Origin of the sequence: Pontibacillus sp. HMF3514 (genome assembly GCF_009858175.1) — a bacterium.
Classification (GTDB): domain Bacteria; phylum Bacillota; class Bacilli; order Bacillales; family BH030062; genus Pontibacillus.
The window spans coordinates 2,413,209-2,429,624 of sequence record NZ_CP047393.1 but is presented as its reverse complement, the minus strand read 5'-3'; the positions used below and the strand labels follow the sequence as shown (position 1 = coordinate 2,429,624).

The window sequence follows — 16,416 nt, the reverse complement described above, 5'->3', positions numbered from 1 at the left end:
TTCCCCATAGAAATGAACGATAGTAGAAATCAATATAAGTTATGTAGAATTCAAGTATTCAAGATTTGGGCGCATATCTTGAACATTGTAATTAATGGAAAGGTTGAAAGTATGAGAAAAAAATTAGAGGTAGATGAATTAGTTTATTTAGTTGAAAAGATATGTAAGGCAGAAGGTACAGAGGGTGAAATAGAAGAAGCGATAAGTGATTTGGAAAATAATGTACCTCATCCCTCAGTAACTGATCTAATATTTTACAACAATGAAGAGATGACTCCAAAAGAGATTGTTGAACAAGCATTAGCATATAAACCAATTAGCTTTTAGTATTAATACATAATAATTCTTTTTGGTTAGTCATCCATTATAAAAATTATCTCAACTTCAAGTCTTCTGTAAAAGGGCGCCAATCTGGAACAAAGTTTAGTTGGAAAGATAGTATTAAGTGAACTAGAATAGTCAAATAACATGTTATTCCATAACTATTCCATAACTAAGGAGTATATCTATGTCTGATACAGTTATCAAATTTATACCTGCCAATCCAAGATTTGTCCCAAAGAAAGAAGCAATAAATGAAGCCGAATTATGGATAAGGTCTCTCACCTCCTGTTGTGAAATTAAAAGCATTCTTACTGATGAGATACGTTTTATTGACCAAGGCGAAAATTTTCAAAGTATAATATGCCCATTATGTTTAGATGAAATTAGTTTGGACTGGTGGAGTGATGCAATGGAAAAAGCATCAGAGAACCATTTCGACAACCTCTCTGTAATAGTTCCCTGCTGTTATAGAGAAACTTCATTAAATAATTTGCAGTACCATTGGAACGCCGGCTTTGCGCGTTTTTCAATTGAGATAATGAACCCAACAAATGAAGAGGTCACTAGAAATATAAAAACTTTGGAAAATATACTCTCTTGTTTTGTGAAAAAAGTAGATGCATATTATTAGCAATGTTTTATTTTGGGTAAAATAATGCCAATTGAGGTAGATCAAAGGGGAAGTATCTCGAATTCAAGTAATCCGCAAACGGGCGCTTTTCTGGAATAGTTAGTAGCAAGTAAGGGGGGGGTGTAACCGTCAAGTAGTTTTGAACACTTTTTGCTCATTAATTTTGAACACTTTTCAATTAAAACAGAGATTCACGATGTTTAATTCGATGACTATCTCCATTTAAATGAATGATTTCAGAACGATGGAGGAGGCGATCTAAGATCGCCGTAGTAATTCCTTGGTCTCCCAGTAATTCTCCCCACTCTTCAGGTCCTTTATTTGATGTTAATACAATGGAACTTCGTTCATATAAATGATTAACTAAATGGAAAAACAGGTTAGCTTCATGTTGATCCATAGCCATATACATTAAGTCATCAATAATAACTAAATCGGCTTCTCGAATTCGCTTCAAGCGAAGTTGCGATTTTCGAATATATTCTTCTGTTTTTAATAAAGGGACCAACTCTCCCATAGAGATAAATGAAACCCGATGTCCTTGTTGAACGGCCTCTAAGCCAAGACCGATGGCCAAATGGGTCTTGCCTACTCCTGGCGGTCCAAGAAAGATTAAATTAAATGACTGTTCTATCCAAGTAAGTTCTTGTAGTTGTTTTAGTTGTCGTTTACTTAGAGACGGCTGTTCATTAAGATTGAATTCATGAATGCTTTTTTCAAAAGGGAACTTAGCCCATTTTAAATGCTTTTCAATCATCTTTTCTTCACGTCGTTTTTCTTCATAACTTAATAGTTCATGTAAAAATTCTTGATAGGTCCAAGAATGGGATTCTGCTTTTCGAAGGAAAGCAGGGAGCTCCTTTGATGTTTCTGACATTCGTAATTGATGAAATTGTTGTTGTAGATGTTCAACAGATCCTCTCATATTAAGCACCCCCTAAGATTTTTAGATATCCATCAATATCTCTTAATTCTGCTTTTTGTTTTAAGAGCGATGGAGGAATGCTTACAGGAGTAATCTCATCATCTGAATAACTCACATTATTTTCTTCTACTCTTGCTAGATGCTTAACTACATCATGAAAATCATTGGCACTCCAGAGATTCTCTTGAGTGCATATGTCTAAAGCTTGCTGAATAAATGGTTCATAATCTTTCGTAGCTCGTTGAAGGATTTGGAGCTGATCCCTGATGTACCTTGGATAACGCTGATATAATTCTTCTAAGAATAAATGGATGGCATTCTCATCTTTAAAGGATTTCTTCACAGTATCCATATAGGCAGCAATACCTTTAGAGCGATCTCTAGAGTGATGTGTATTCTTAATGAGTTTTCCTTTTCCGTGCGAAAGCGTATGGATAGCTAATGGATCACCTTCCGGTGACTTCTTAATAAAAAGTTGTTCATCTTCAATATCGATATATACAATATTGCTGCTGTTGGGCTGATAAGTTCCTAAAGGTACGGAATAACGATTGGCCATATATTTAATCACGTTGTCCTTATGAACGGTTTATAATGGACCCATAAATCTAGACACGAAATAAGGAGATGTTAAGGTAGGTTTATGGGTAGAAGAAAAAGATATACATCAGAATTTAAATCCAAAATCGTGCTAGAAATCTTAAAAGAAGAGAAATCCATTTCCGAGATCTCTTCTGAACATGGAATTCATGTGAATCAACTACGCCAATGGCGGAAAGCAGCACTGGAACAAATGCCACAAATCTTTGAGACCAATAATAAGAAAGTGGATCAGATGAAAGAGGAGTATGAAAACCAAATTGAGAACCTATACGCCGAAGTAGGTCGTTTAACCACGCAGTTGTCGTGGCTTAAAAAAAAATCTGGCATTAAAGACTAGAGCTGAACGAGTCTCCATGATCGATTGGGAAGGCTCTGACCTCTCCATTAAAGCGCAAGCAGAATTACTCAGCTTAAATCGAACCAGTCTTTATTATAAGCCTGTGGAGCCTTCACCTGAGGAGTTGATGATTAAGCATAAGATTGATGAAATCTACACTAAATATCCGTTTTTTGGATCCAGGCGAATCAAGGAGTTTCTTAAAAACGAAAAGATTTTCGTTAATCGAAAAACTGTGCAAGGTCATATGCGAGAAATGGGTATCGCTGGTATTTCACCTGGTCCAAACCTCAGTAAAAGGAATCAGCAGCATCGCATTTATCCTTATTTACTCAGAGGTCTGGCCATCACGCACCCCAATCACGTTTGGGGGATTGATATTACCTATATTCGATTAGAGAAAAACTGGATGTATTTAGTCGCAATCATAGACTGGTATTCTCGGTATGTAATCAGTTGGGAACTGGATCAAACACTTGAAATGGACTTTGTATTAGAAACTGTTAATAGGGCGCTATCTAATCATCAACCGATTATTTTAAACAGCGATCAGGGAAGCCATTTTACGAGCCCGCAATATACAGATTTACTTAAGGAAAACGATATTAAAATCAGTATGGATGGGAAAGGGCGAGCCCTTGATAATATTATTACTGAGCGACTCTGGCGAACAGTCAAGTATGAAGAAGTCTATTTAAAAGATTATACGAGCCCGAGAGAAGCCCGCAATGAGATTAATAGTTTTTTACATTTTTACAACCAAGAACGCCCTCACCAATCTTTAGGCTATCAACCCCCTGCCACTGTTTTTAGCCAATCTTAGGAGAGTCCTCCTCTCGTAAGAATCTATGATAGACATGAATCATCAAAGGTGGAATAATACAATAAACCCCAGAACTCTCCTAGGTTCGTGTCATAGAAGTATTACCCCACCTTAAAAATTCAAATTCCGTGTCTTGACGAAAGGGTCCACCTTAGTTCTTGTTATACTTGAACCAAGGTCACTCTCGAAAGAGAGTAGTGAGGAGACTTCTCGTAAGTGTGGCTTTTCCAGGGCGAACACTTCGACTGGTCTCTTTTTTATTGTATTATGCACTTGGAAATTCCCTTTTCTCTCTAACCAAGCAAGACATTGTTCATTCCATGTTTCGATTTGATGGAAAACACGATTTCTTCCAAAGTTCCCTTTCACAAACTTGACGACATTTTCAATTTTCCCTTTGGACTGAGGATCAGATTTCTTACATAAATACACATTGAATCTCCGATTCTCTTTATAAGCTTGGAACTCTTCTGTATAGATAATGTCTCCTCCATTTTCACTCACTGTCATCAGTTTATCCTGGTCATAAACGATTTCTTCAGTTCGACCACCGTAATATTGAAATGCATTTTCATGACACCTTAAAACATCTTTTGTAGTAAATGGACGCTCTTGCCATTCTGCGTATTTATAACGAGAATGGGATAGGACAAACGCAATGACGTAAAGCTTAATTGTTGATCCTTTAGATGTCCTTACTTTTAATTCTCCAAAGTCGACTTGCATTTGTTTACCCTTAGGTAATTCTTGCAGAGCTTCAAATGTTCGACTGTCCAGCACCTTTGGAATGTGGTATTTTTCTCGTAACTCTTTTACATAAGTTCGAACAGTACTTTCTCCTATATCTTTGAATGAGCAACGCTCATCCAACCAATCAGCGATTTGAGAGGCTGAAAGATCAGGATGCTCTCTAAGCCAGTTCAAGATATGTGTTTCATAAGGATCCAGTTTCCTTTTTCTTGTTTTTAAATCTTCAACCCACTCCATAGCTGCTTCAAAATCTTTTTCCAAATATGTATAAACGGTATTTCTTGTTAAATCACATTTACGTGCAATGGCTGATATACTAAACCCTTCATTTTTCAATTGATGTACATACACAACCTTTTCCAACTTCTTCACTCCTAGAATCCTCCCCAACAGTCACTAACATACTTGTTAAGTGTACATGATTGAGGAATTAATAGTTGAGAAAAGTGTTCAATTCTATCAAGCGGAAACTGTTAAATTTAGTTTAGCAGTTACAGGGGGATCTATGGAACAAAAATTAATTGTTAAATTAATTTTAAAATCAGAGATCATATTATATGGAAATTTAGAACAATATAGTAGTTTGCGTTTTGCTGTAGTTCGTAAGGCCCGAAATACATTTAGTTTTAAATTTACACCTGCAAATAATGATGCGTTTCTCGATATAAACTTAATTGAAACACTTATTTATTTAAGAGAAGATCTAGGTTGTGTGTTTCAGGAAGATCACAAACAAATTTATTCCCCAGCTGAATTTATGAGAGAGTTATTAAGCCGTGGTTATAAATTAGGTGAATTTAAAACCATTAATGGTGAAAATCAAGTTAGAGAATTTGGATGAAAAGATAAAAAATATCTCGAAACCAAATCTTCAACAAACGGGCGCTTTCCTGGAATAAGGAAAGCGTTTTTTATCTGGAACATATAATAGCGGAGGTCATTTACTGGATATTTGTGTTAAAATTTGAATTAGTTTGTGAAAAAGTATAATGGACCCATAAATCTAGACACGAAATAAGGAGATGTTAAGGTAGGTTTATGGGTAGAAGAAAAAGATATACATCAGAATTTAAATCCAAAATCGTGCTAGAAATCTTAAAAGAAGAGAAATCCATTTCCGAGATCTCTTCTGAACATGGAATTCATGTGAATCAACTACGCCAATGGCGGAAAGCAGCACTGGAACAAATGCCACAAATCTTTGAGACCAATAATAAGAAAGTGGATCAGATGAAAGAGGAGTATGAAAACCAAATTGAGAACCTATACGCCGAAGTAGGTCGTTTAACCACGCAGTTGTCGTGGCTTAAAAAAAAATCTGGCATTAAAGACTAGAGCTGAACGAGTCTCCATGATCGATTGGGAAGGCTCTGACCTCTCCATTAAAGCGCAAGCAGAATTACTCAGCTTAAATCGAACCAGTCTTTATTATAAGCCTGTGGAGCCTTCACCTGAGGAGTTGATGATTAAGCATAAGATTGATGAAATCTACACTAAATATCCGTTTTTTGGATCCAGGCGAATCAAGGAGTTTCTTAAAAACGAAAAGATTTTCGTTAATCGAAAAACTGTGCAAGGTCATATGCGAGAAATGGGTATCGCTGGTATTTCACCTGGTCCAAACCTCAGTAAAAGGAATCAGCAGCATCGCATTTATCCTTATTTACTCAGAGGTCTGGCCATCACGCACCCCAATCACGTTTGGGGGATTGATATTACCTATATTCGATTAGAGAAAAACTGGATGTATTTAGTCGCAATCATAGACTGGTATTCTCGGTATGTAATCAGTTGGGAACTGGATCAAACACTTGAAATGGACTTTGTATTAGAAACTGTTAATAGGGCGCTATCTAATCATCAACCGATTATTTTAAACAGCGATCAGGGAAGCCATTTTACGAGCCCGCAATATACAGATTTACTTAAGGAAAACGATATTAAAATCAGTATGGATGGGAAAGGGCGAGCCCTTGATAATATTATTACTGAGCGACTCTGGCGAACAGTCAAGTATGAAGAAGTCTATTTAAAAGATTATACGAGCCCGAGAGAAGCCCGCAATGAGATTAATAGTTTTTTACATTTTTACAACCAAGAACGCCCTCACCAATCTTTAGGCTATCAACCCCCTGCCACTGTTTTTAGCCAATCTTAGGAGAGTCCTCCTCTCGTAAGAATCTATGATAGACATGAATCATCAAAGGTGGAATAATACAATAAACCCCAGAACTCTCCTAGGTTCGTGTCATAGAAGTATTACCCCACCTTAAAAATTCAAATTCCGTGTCTTGACGAAAGGGTCCACCTTAATTAGATTAATTTTCATTTCTCATAGTCTCGAAATTAATTTTCAGAAAAAGAAACCCGCTCTAAAGGTAGAGCGGGTTTCTTTTTGTTTAGTGCCAACTTAATTCAATAACTTTATTGTTCCTCAACTGCTCTTAGATTTTCAGTTATTAAGCAACTAGACTGATCTTTATCGCATAGTTTACTCTCGAAGCTTTCTTCATTTACTTTCCACTATTGACCTAGATTTATGTTTTAACGTCAAGGGAAAGGGATAAAGTAACATGAGATAATGGAACGCTCTCCATAAATTTCTAAACTACATACTAAATTGGAGCGATGGCATATGAATGGAAAGCTAATTTCTTTTATTCTTCCTTCCTTTAACGAAGAAGAAAATATCCCACTAATTTTTGAGTCTATTGATAAAGACATTTCTCATCTTGACTACCAATATGAATTTATTTTTATAGATGATGGAAGCTCAGATCAAACGTTAGCTGCCATTCAAGACCTTGCAAATAAACACCTGCATGTAAAATATATCTCATTTACTAGAAATTTTGGGAAAGAAGCTGCTTTGCTGGCGGGTTTACAGAAAGCTCGAGGAGATGCTGTTATTATTTTAGATGCCGATATGCAACATCCGAGCTATCTTATTCCAGAGATGCTTGAAGGTTTTGAAGAGGGGTATGGCCAGGTGGTTGCCTGTCGTAATCGTGATGGGGAATCCCCTGCAAGAAAAACTCTTTCAACAATGTATTATAAATTTGTGAACAAGCTCGTAGATGTGAAATTGAAAAACGGGGTTGGAGATTTTCGGTTATTAAGCCGAAGTGTTGTGAATGATATTTTGAAATTAAGTGAAGGGAATCGTTTTTCAAAAGGCTTATTTTCCTGGGTAGGGTATGAAGAAAAGGTTATTCACTATGATAACGTATCACGTAATGCAGGAGATTCGAAGTGGTCGTTTGGAAAATTATTAAACTATGCTATTGATGGGTTAGTGTCCTTTAACACAAAACCCCTTCGAATTTGCTTATACGTAGGACTTCTTATATTAATGCTATCGTTAAGTTACATTACCTTCATATTTATACAAATTATAAGAAACGGGATCGAGGTGCCAGGCTACTTTAGTGTGATCTCTTCCATTCTCTTTCTTGGTGGTGTCCAGTTGGTCAGCTTAGGCGTAATTGGAGAATATATAGGTCGTATTTATAATGAAGTAAAAGATCGTCCACATTATCTAATAAAGGAAACGAATGTACATGAATCTAAAAATCAAATCACTCAATAATGAACTAACTCGATTTATTCTTGTTGGAGGCATTAACACAGTTAATTACTATATTGTGTTTTTGTTCCTTCATAATGTAATAGACCTTCATTATATGGTCTCCCATATTACCGGCTTTTTAGTGAGCTATGTTATTTCTTTTTTTCTAAATACCTATTTCACATACAAGGTCAAACCGACTTTATCGAAATTTTTAAAGTTCCCATTAACACAAGTGGTAAATATATCAACCTCCTCGCTACTTTCAATAGTGTTTGTAGAAGGGCTGCGGATAAATAGTAATGTAGCACCGATCATCGCCGTATTTTTTACCGTTCCCATTACATTTATCGTAACTAGTAAAATATTAAAACAATAATGGTGACTTACTATGAATAAAAGAAACTGGACTACTTTATTATCAGGAAGCTTAATGGTCTCCATTCTCTCTCATCTTTTCTTTCTGTACGCTTGGGGAGAGGGGAGCTATATGGCAGGACCGAATGATGGTTTAAATCAAATGCTTCCTTTTAAACAATTTATATATGAAAACTATACAAATGGGAATTTCTTTTATTCTCTTCAGTTTGGGTTTGGGGGAGATTTTTATGGTCAGCTTGGCTATTATTTCTCTACAAACCTTTTCTTTATCATGACGATTATCGTTGTGTTTTTGTTGGAACTCCTTCATATCATTGAGCAGCCGGATGTTTTATTCTGGGCTCAGGCTATAGTGTTCACAAGTATCATTAGGATGACCCTTGTGATTACATTAACAACCATGGTCTTTAAATATTTATCATTTAGAAGTATGCCCGCATTTGTAGGAGCATCTCTTTATGGATCCAGTGTGATCTATTTTCGACATGCAACATACTGGGAGTTTTTTGCAGATGCATTTTTGTTCATTCCTTTGCTGGTTCTAGGTGTGGAGAAAATTATTCGGGAAGAAAAGCCAGCATGGTTTGTTTTTGTCGTGGCAGCAACGATTTTTAATAATTTTTACTTTGCCTATATTAATTTTATCTTTATCGGAATCTATATCTTGTTCCGCTGGATGATTCCACTTCATAAAAACGAAAGCCATAAACTGAAACAGGTGAAGCTTTTCGCAATTTCTGGGGCTCTCGGGTTTGGTATTGCATCTATAGCATTTATTCCAACCATCTATGCCTACTTTCAAAATTATCGCCCATCATTCAATCAGGAGATACCCTTATTCGACCTATCTGATAACATTTTGTTAGATAGCTATACCTTTTTACTATCTACCATTGTGGTACTATTTTTGTTTATGTTTTCTTTTTATAAAAATAACTTGTTTCGTCTATTTGCTACATTGACTTTGCTGCTCATCGTATTCCATTTCAGCCCTTTTATGGGAAGTGCGTTTAATGGCTTTTCAGCGCCTAGGAACCGGTTTGAATACGTAGCATTCTTTACAGCTGGAGGTATGGTAGCAGCGGGACTTCAACTACTGCAACAGGTCAAATCGTTACGTTTACTAATAGCATCCTTGCTAACTTGTGTGGCCTATATCTTGTTTGGCTTTTTTGATCAAACCTATAGCATACGTAATATTTATGATCAGTACATGATCGCTCTCCCTATTTTGATGATAATCGCTTTTTTTCTCCTAAACCTTCATAACAAAAAGGTATGGATCACTTCGTGTGTGATGGTGTTAATTGCGAATGTTGGAATGGTGAACGTGTATCAATATGACAAAATATATAAGGCGGCAGGAGTAGAGGATACAACTAAACAATATATCATTAGTGACGGATACAATTCCCAAGCTCAAAGGGAGATCGTTGAACAGGTGAAGAAGCGGGATACTTCTCCGTTTTACAGATTCCAATGGAGAGGAACGGATGAACGAAATAATATTCCTCTTATCCAGGATTTTCATGGGACTAGTGTGTATTCAAGTATATTGAATCAAAACATTCTCTTTTGGTATTACAAGGATTTAGAAATTGATATGAAGCATGAAAGTATTAGTAGATACTCAGGGTTTGGAGATCGCGCTAATGTATTTAGCTTGCTTCGAGGGAAGTATTTTATGGTGAAAAAAGGGGATGATCGGAATATCCCTTATGGTTTTGAACCATATATGGAGAATAAAAAATATCAAGTCTATCGCAATACCAATGTACTCCCGTTTGTACGTACGACAAGTAATGTATATAGTGAAAAATCATTAGAGAAGTTCCCGATTGTAGCCAGGGAGCAAGCCATGCTTGATGGTGTGATTTTAAAAGATCCAGAGGGTAAGACAATGCAGCCAAATGATCTCCCAAATTTAATGGATCAAGCTGAAGTTGAAGCTGTAGGAGCTACTTATGAAGATGGGCAGCTCAAGGTAACTGAAGAAAAAGGTGGAATTGATCTGAATATATCTTCTCTGCCGGAAGAGGTAAAGGATCTGTATGTATCGTTCTACCTGCAAAACAACGACAAGGACGCTCCATTGTTTCAGTTATATGTAAATGATTTTGAAACAGCTAGAAAATCACGCTCGTCTTTTTATCGTACTGGGATGAACGATATTACAATCAGAGTGCCTAAAGATGATCAGATCTCCATAAGGGTTCCAAAAGGTAATTACACACTTAAGGAATTAGATCTTTATCATGAAGACTACAGTACCTTGGAGCGTGCTGAAAAGAAATCTTATCCGGCCTCTGATGTAAAGATAGATGGGAATCACATTCAGATCGAAGTAGAGAATGATCAAAATGACCGTTATCTCACTATCCCGGTTCCTTATGAAAAGGGTTGGGATGTAGAGGTGAATGGAGAGAAGAAAAAAGTCCAAGAAACGAATTTTGCGTTTTTAGGAGTGGAGCTTGAAGAGGGGACTAATCATATTTCCTTTACCTACTACCCACCTTATTTTAAGGTCCTGTTAGCAGTGTCTATTCTATCGCTCTTGTGCTCCATTCTATGGGTTTTATATACGCAACAAGTTCGCAGAAGAAAGGGCTTAAATGATTAGGGATAAAAGAAACGTCTAGGGTTAGAATCCTAGACGTTTCTTTGTATTTCTGTACAAGCTTTATGCCATAAATGCTTTTGTATTACATAAATATTCTAAATCTTCACCAACGTAAACCTGCACACCAAAATGATCGACGTTTAATGGAATGACATTGACGTCATGTGCATCAGATTTTAAAAATTGCTCCATATATAATTGAGCTTTTTTTAGATTTGCCTGCTGTGGCACAAGTCCTAAGACAGTTGGTCCTGCACCACTAATCATAAATCCTAAAGCTCCTACTTCTTCTTGACTGTTCATTAAGTGGTCGAGCCCAGGTATCGAGTCTTGGCGGTAAGGTGTGTGGAGTTTATCAAAAAAGCCTGTCTTCAATCCTTCTTCATCTCCTAACATGATGGAGGAAACCAACAAACCATACCGACTTAAATTAAATATGACATCCTGCTTTTGATAGGAGTCAGGTAATCTTTTTCGAGCACTTGTCGTAGACGAAGAGTAAGAAGGAATAGCTGCTAACCATGTCCATTTGTTAGGAAAGGGAATATAGTTGTGCTGGACCTTCTTAGCTTCCCAATCCATAGCCCCTACAAATACACCACCGAATAAGGATGCTCCTACATTATCCGGGTGACCTTCTTTTTCTGCTGCCAGCCAAAGAAGATCATCTTTAGATAAAGTTCCTCCTAACCACTTATTTATAGCAACAAGCCCAGCAACAAAGGCTGAAGCACTACTTCCTAAGCCTCGAGTAGAAGGAATATTTGATTTAACCAACACTCTCACATTTGGAATGTCCTTTTGAAGAAGCTCACAAACTTGCTTCATAGCCTGGTAAATTAAGTTCTCATCATTTGTAAAAGGGAAAGGAGTATTGTTTCCGTGCTCATCTACCCATTCAAATTGAAGCTGATTATGTGAAGACATCTCAATTTCCGTGTACATATCTAAAGCAATGCCAATTGAATCAAAACCTGATCCTAAATTAGCTGTACTTGCAGGTGCCCTCACTTTAATTTTTTCTTGAGACATAATCATTACTCCTCGTTGCCAAATATATTTTGTACTAAGTCTGCTTCTGTGGCAGGTACAGGCTTCATTTCCTGTTGGATGTTAGACATGGCCGCATCTGGATCTTTTAGGCCATTTCCTGTAAGAACTGTAACGATCGTAGACCCTTCAGGAATTTTGCCTTGCTTGGATTGTTTAATTAGTCCTGCAAGAGAAGAGGCTGAAGCTGGTTCGCAAAAAACTCCCTCTTTTTCAGCTAAGAGTTGATAAGCTTCTCGGATCTCATCATCTGATACTTCATCAATGATCCCTTTTGATTCATCTCTTGCTTGAATAGCTAGTTGCCAACTTGCCGGATTACCAATGCGAATAGCGGTAGCAAAGGTATCGGGTTCTTCGTATACTTTATTATTGACAATGGCAGCTGCACCTTCTGCTTCAAATCCCCACATTTGAGGGGAGGAGGAACACAATTGATGATCTAGTGCTTCTTTGAACCCCTTCCAGTAAGCAGAAATGTTTCCTGCATTTCCTACGGGTAGGGCAAGGACATCAGGTGCATGGCCGAGCTGTTCAATGATTTCAAAAGAGGCTGATTTCTGTCCCTCAAGTCGGTAGGGGTTGATAGAATTCACAATCTCTAAAGGATATTTTTCTCCTAATTGCCTTACGATATCTAAAGCTTGATCAAAATTGCCTTCAACTGAAATGATTTTTGCCCCGTATTGGATCGCTTGAGCTAGTTTTCCTAACGCTACATATCCGTGTGGAATGACAACAAAGCACTCCATTCCAGCTCGTGCTGCATATGCTGCAGCAGAAGCAGATGTGTTACCTGTAGAGGCGCAAATGATCGCTTTAGCCCCTTTTTCTTTTGCTTTTGCTACAGCCATAGCCATTCCACGGTCTTTAAATGAACCTGTAGGATTTAAACCTTCTACTTTCATATAGACATGGGCGGATAATAGTTCTGATAGGGAATCCGCATAAAGTAGAGAGGTATTGCCTTCACCTAGTGTTACTCGAGGTGTTTGTTCTGAGACGGGTAGATAGTTGCTATATCGTTCTATAATCCCTTTTGACATTTCATTCGCCACCTTCAACTGCGTAACAGCTTGCTAGTTCTAATGTTGGGTTTAGAGCGTTGATTTTGTCTTTCCAATCTTCTAAAGCGGCTAAGGAAACTTCGTGCGTTACGATGACCAATTCCGCTTTCTCGTCACTATATGGTTTTTGCACCATATTCGAAATGCTCATATTATTTTCTGCAAGAGAGTTTGCGATCGTAGCCATTACACCTGGTTCGTCTTGAACAAGCAAACGAACATAATAGCGATGATTGCGGCGTTCTTTAGGTTTCATTTTCTTAACGTTGAATGGGGCAACATTTCCTCTACCATTAACTCCGAGCTTGATGTTTTTAACAACTGTAACCAAGTCAGATGTAACGGCTGTGGCTGTAGGTAATTCACCTGCACCTGGTCCATAAAACATGGTTTCACCAACGGATTCACCATGAACGTAAACAGCATTATTTACTCCATCTACATTGGCAATAGGGTGAGATTTTTTAATGAAAGTAGGTTGAACAGACAGCTCAACTTCTTCATCTTGTTTGTCTGCGATTCCTAATAGTTTGAGTTCATATCCGAACTCTCTTCCGTATTGAACATCTTTTTGGTCAATAGAAGAAATTCCTTGAACGTCAACTTCATCTAGAGAGAATTGTGTGTTGTATCCTAGAGTTCCTAAAATCGCGACTTTTCTGGCTGCGTCCAACCCTTCAACGTCTGATGTTGGATCTGCCTCAGCATACCCCAGGTCTTGTGCTTCTTTTAGACATGTATCATAATCCACACCTTCCTGAGCCATTTTCGATAGCATATAGTTTGTTGTTCCATTTAAAATTCCTAACATTTTCGTGATTCGGTCGGATGAAAAACCATCACCTAAACCTCTTAAAATAGGGATTCCACCTGCAACACTAGCTTCGTAGAATAAGTCACAATTTTGTTCACCTGCTAGACTTAACAACTCACCACCATATAAGGCGATTAAATCTTTATTTGCTGTCACCACATGTTTTTTGCTTTTTAACGCATGTGTGATGTATTCACGAGCTTCTTCAACTCCACCCATGACTTCAACAATCATATCGATATTTGGGTCTTGTAACACTTCATTTGGATCTGTTGTATATAGATCTGGGTTGATTTCAATAGATCTTAATTTATTTGGTGAATTCACTAGAATTTTACTAATGGAGATTTGGCAACCCGTTTTATGTTGTAAATCTTCTTGATAATCCTCAATCATTCGGTAAACACCAGTACCCACCGTTCCAAGTCCTAATAGGCCAATACGTATATGTTGCAATTCGCTTTGTTCATTCTGGTTTAATGCTTGCTGTTTCATTAAAATCCTCTCCTAACCTGACTAGTTAATGTCTTTTTGGCGTGTACACATGTTTATTTATAGAGGACATTGTAGCAAGTAGCAGAGAAAGATTCAATGCTTTTTCAAAGATTCTAAAAAATTTTTATAATTATGATTCATGTGTACTATTAGAATGTAAAGCTAATGTGGAGTAAAATATTGATAAGCAACCAAGATAAAAGGAGAGAGAAGAATGGAAAATATCCTAGTACTAAATGGACATGAATACTATGAGCATTCAAGAGGCGAACTAAATAAAACAATGTTTGATGCTACCGTAAAATTATTAGAACCTCACTATAATGTAAAAACCACTGTTCTAAAGGATGGTTTTAATAAAAAGGAAGAACAAGAGAAAATGCTATGGGCTGATGCAGTGATCTATCAAACACCGATTTATAATTATAGTGTCCCAGCTGTCTTTAAAAAATATCTAGATCAAACCCATGAGCATGGAGTCTATTTTCGTGGGAAAACAAAAGAATATGGCATTGGAGGTGGGTTGTTAGAAGGCAAGAAATATATGTTTTCAACCACTTGGAATGCTCCAGCAGAGGCGTTTAATGACCGTAATAAGTTTTTTGAAGGGCGTAATGTAGAGGATGTTTTATTCCACCTGCACCTAATCCATAAATATACGGGTATGAAAGGGCTGAAGACATTTTCTTGTTTTGATGTTAAAAAGAACCCTGATATTGACTTTTATAAAAAAGATCTTAAGGATCATTTGAGTCGTTATTTTCAAGTTTAAGCTAGGGAACTGGCCATGTATTTTGCTAATAAGTGTATGTTTATGACTCGTTTCATGACATAATAAGGAGTCATAATATTTATTTTAACCCTTTGATAGAAAGGAAATAACGATGGAACAAATTGAATGGAAGTCTTTTATACACGGTGCTTGGGAGAAATCGGGATTTGAAGAACCTACAGCAATTCAAACGAAAGTAAGCGCTCCAATCCATAATGGGAAAGATGTAATTGCAAAATCACCGACAGGAAGCGGTAAAACACTAGCTTATCTTTTGCCACTACTGAATAAGGTCGACACTGAGAAAAAACATGTTCAAGTGGTGATCTTGGCCTCATCACATGAACTAGTGATGCAAATTCATCAAGAAGTTCAAAAGTGGACGCAGGGAAGCGGTATTTCCAGTACGACATTAATCGGTGGAGCCAATATGAAACGCCAGATCGAGAAGCTCAAGAAAAAGCCAAATGTGGTTATTGGAACACCTGGGCGTGTATCTGAATTAATTAATCAAAAGAAATTAAAGATGCATGAGGTGCAAACCCTAGTTTTAGATGAAGGAGATCAGCTTCTTGTACCTGAGCATCGCAAAACGATTCAAGGTATTGTCAAAAGCACATTAAATGACCGACAGATTCTCTTGTTTTCAGCCACTCTTAGTGAGAACACAGAACAAGAAGCAAAGGGTTTCATGAGGGAATCTGAAGTGATAAAAGTATCAGAAGAGGAAATTAACAAGCCAGAAGTAGAGCATATCTATTTTGTATGTGAAGCTCGAGACAAAATTGATATCGTTAGAAAAGTTGCAAGGCACAGCGGTGTTAAGGCTCTTGCATTCCTTAAAGAAATTAGTCATCTGCAAGCTATGGCTGAGAAGCTTGAGTATAAAGGTCTTTCTGTGGGCGTATTGAACAGTGATTCCAATAAACAAGACCGGGCAAATACACTTAAGGATTTCCGTGCTGGAAACCTACCTTTGCTACTATCAACGGACGTTGCAGCAAGAGGGTTAGATATCACAGATTTAACCCACATCATTCACGTTGACCTTCCAGAAGATATAAATCAATATATTCACCGTTCGGGAAGAACAGGTAGGTTAGGATCAACATCTGGCACAGTCATTTCGGTGGTTACGCCTAAGGAAGAAAAAATGCTGAAGAAGTTTAGTCGTGATTTGGAAATCCCAGTAAGTAAAAAGGTTTTCTATAAAGGCGAAATACAGGATGCATAATAAAGAAAGGGGTACATGATTT

At 37.2% G+C, this 16,416-nt stretch carries 16 protein-coding genes; 10 read left to right on the top strand and 6 right to left on the bottom strand.

Annotated features, from left to right (window positions below; all coding sequences use genetic code 11):
- Window positions 1-78: 78 nt before the first annotated feature.
- Together GS400_RS12655 and GS400_RS12650 are read left to right on the top strand one after the other, a co-directional pair.
- Window positions 79-327, top strand: a complete 249-nt coding sequence (locus tag GS400_RS12655) for a bacteriocin immunity protein (RefSeq protein ID WP_236560925.1) — start codon at window positions 79-81, stop codon at window positions 325-327.
- Window positions 328-508: 181 nt separating this feature from the next.
- The gene (locus GS400_RS12650) at window positions 509-955 is read left to right on the top strand and encodes a hypothetical protein (RefSeq protein ID WP_160102287.1); all 447 of its coding nucleotides are present in this window, start codon (window positions 509-511) and stop codon (window positions 953-955) included.
- A gap of 178 nt (window positions 956-1,133) precedes the next feature.
- Here GS400_RS12650 and istB read toward each other — a convergent pair whose 3' ends face one another.
- Window positions 1,134-1,880: an IS21-like element helper ATPase IstB gene (gene istB, locus GS400_RS12645; protein WP_160102285.1), complete on the bottom strand. Its 747-nt coding sequence runs from the start codon at window positions 1,878-1,880 to the stop codon at window positions 1,134-1,136.
- Window position 1,881: 1 nt separating this feature from the next.
- Window positions 1,882-2,439: a hypothetical protein gene (locus GS400_RS12640; protein ID WP_160102283.1), complete on the bottom strand. Its 558-nt coding sequence runs from the start codon at window positions 2,437-2,439 to the stop codon at window positions 1,882-1,884.
- Window positions 2,440-2,523: 84 nt separating this feature from the next.
- Between GS400_RS12640 and GS400_RS12635 the strand changes: the two genes are divergently transcribed.
- Window positions 2,524-3,643 (top strand): IS3 family transposase gene (locus GS400_RS12635; RefSeq protein ID WP_201450096.1). Its coding sequence is split into 2 segments (ribosomal slippage): window positions 2,524-2,795 and window positions 2,794-3,643, totalling 1,122 coding nucleotides; the frame shifts between segments, so codons are not numbered across the junction.
- Between the two features lie 111 nt (window positions 3,644-3,754).
- Here the strand turns inward: GS400_RS12635 and istA are convergent.
- Window positions 3,755-4,765, bottom strand: a complete 1,011-nt coding sequence (gene istA, locus GS400_RS12630; protein WP_236560924.1) for an IS21 family transposase — start codon at window positions 4,763-4,765, stop codon at window positions 3,755-3,757.
- Window positions 4,766-4,811: 46 nt separating this feature from the next.
- On the opposite strand from istA, the gene GS400_RS12625 reads away from it, so the two are divergent.
- The 5 genes from GS400_RS12625 (at window position 4,812) to GS400_RS12605 (ending at window position 10,962) form a co-directional block, all read left to right on the top strand.
- On the top strand, window positions 4,812-5,234 hold the full coding sequence (locus GS400_RS12625) for a hypothetical protein (protein WP_160102281.1): 423 nt from the start codon (window positions 4,812-4,814) through the stop codon (window positions 5,232-5,234).
- A 197-nt stretch (window positions 5,235-5,431) separates the two neighbouring features.
- Window positions 5,432-6,551, top strand: a protein-coding gene (locus GS400_RS12620; RefSeq protein WP_201450096.1) for an IS3 family transposase whose coding sequence is annotated in 2 segments (ribosomal slippage) — window positions 5,432-5,703 and window positions 5,702-6,551 — 1,122 coding nt in all. Because the reading frame shifts where the segments join, the coding sequence is not laid out codon by codon here.
- A gap of 477 nt (window positions 6,552-7,028) precedes the next feature.
- Window positions 7,029-7,982 (top strand): glycosyltransferase family 2 protein, encoded by a 954-nt coding sequence (locus GS400_RS12615; RefSeq protein WP_160102279.1) that lies wholly within the window; start codon window positions 7,029-7,031, stop codon window positions 7,980-7,982.
- Complete coding sequence (locus tag GS400_RS12610) at window positions 7,954-8,340, top strand: GtrA family protein (RefSeq protein WP_081672993.1); 387 nt, start codon at window positions 7,954-7,956, stop codon at window positions 8,338-8,340. The genes GS400_RS12615 and GS400_RS12610 overlap by 29 nt, the downstream gene beginning before the upstream one ends.
- A gap of 12 nt (window positions 8,341-8,352) precedes the next feature.
- A complete protein-coding gene (locus tag GS400_RS12605; protein WP_160102277.1) occupies window positions 8,353-10,962 on the top strand; it encodes a YfhO family protein in 2,610 nt (869 codons plus the stop codon).
- 60 nt (window positions 10,963-11,022) lie between these two features.
- On the opposite strand, the gene thrB is transcribed toward GS400_RS12605, so the two are convergent.
- Genes thrB through GS400_RS12590 form a run of 3 tightly spaced genes read right to left on the bottom strand, consistent with a single transcriptional unit; the run spans window position 11,023 to window position 14,388 of the window.
- Window positions 11,023-11,994: a homoserine kinase gene (gene thrB, locus GS400_RS12600; protein WP_160102275.1), complete on the bottom strand. Its 972-nt coding sequence runs from the start codon at window positions 11,992-11,994 to the stop codon at window positions 11,023-11,025.
- Window positions 11,995-11,999: 5 nt separating this feature from the next.
- A complete protein-coding gene (gene thrC, locus GS400_RS12595) occupies window positions 12,000-13,058 on the bottom strand; it encodes a threonine synthase (protein ID WP_160102273.1) in 1,059 nt (352 codons plus the stop codon).
- A 1-nt stretch (window position 13,059) separates the two neighbouring features.
- Complete coding sequence (locus tag GS400_RS12590) at window positions 13,060-14,388, bottom strand: homoserine dehydrogenase (RefSeq protein ID WP_201450104.1); 1,329 nt, start codon at window positions 14,386-14,388, stop codon at window positions 13,060-13,062.
- Window positions 14,389-14,602: 214 nt separating this feature from the next.
- Between GS400_RS12590 and GS400_RS12585 the strand changes: the two genes are divergently transcribed.
- Window positions 14,603-15,160: an NAD(P)H-dependent oxidoreductase gene (locus GS400_RS12585; protein WP_160102271.1), complete on the top strand. Its 558-nt coding sequence runs from the start codon at window positions 14,603-14,605 to the stop codon at window positions 15,158-15,160.
- A 112-nt stretch (window positions 15,161-15,272) separates the two neighbouring features.
- A complete protein-coding gene (locus GS400_RS12580) occupies window positions 15,273-16,394 on the top strand; it encodes a DEAD/DEAH box helicase (protein ID WP_201450103.1) in 1,122 nt (373 codons plus the stop codon).
- The last annotated feature ends 22 nt before the right edge of the window (window positions 16,395-16,416 follow it).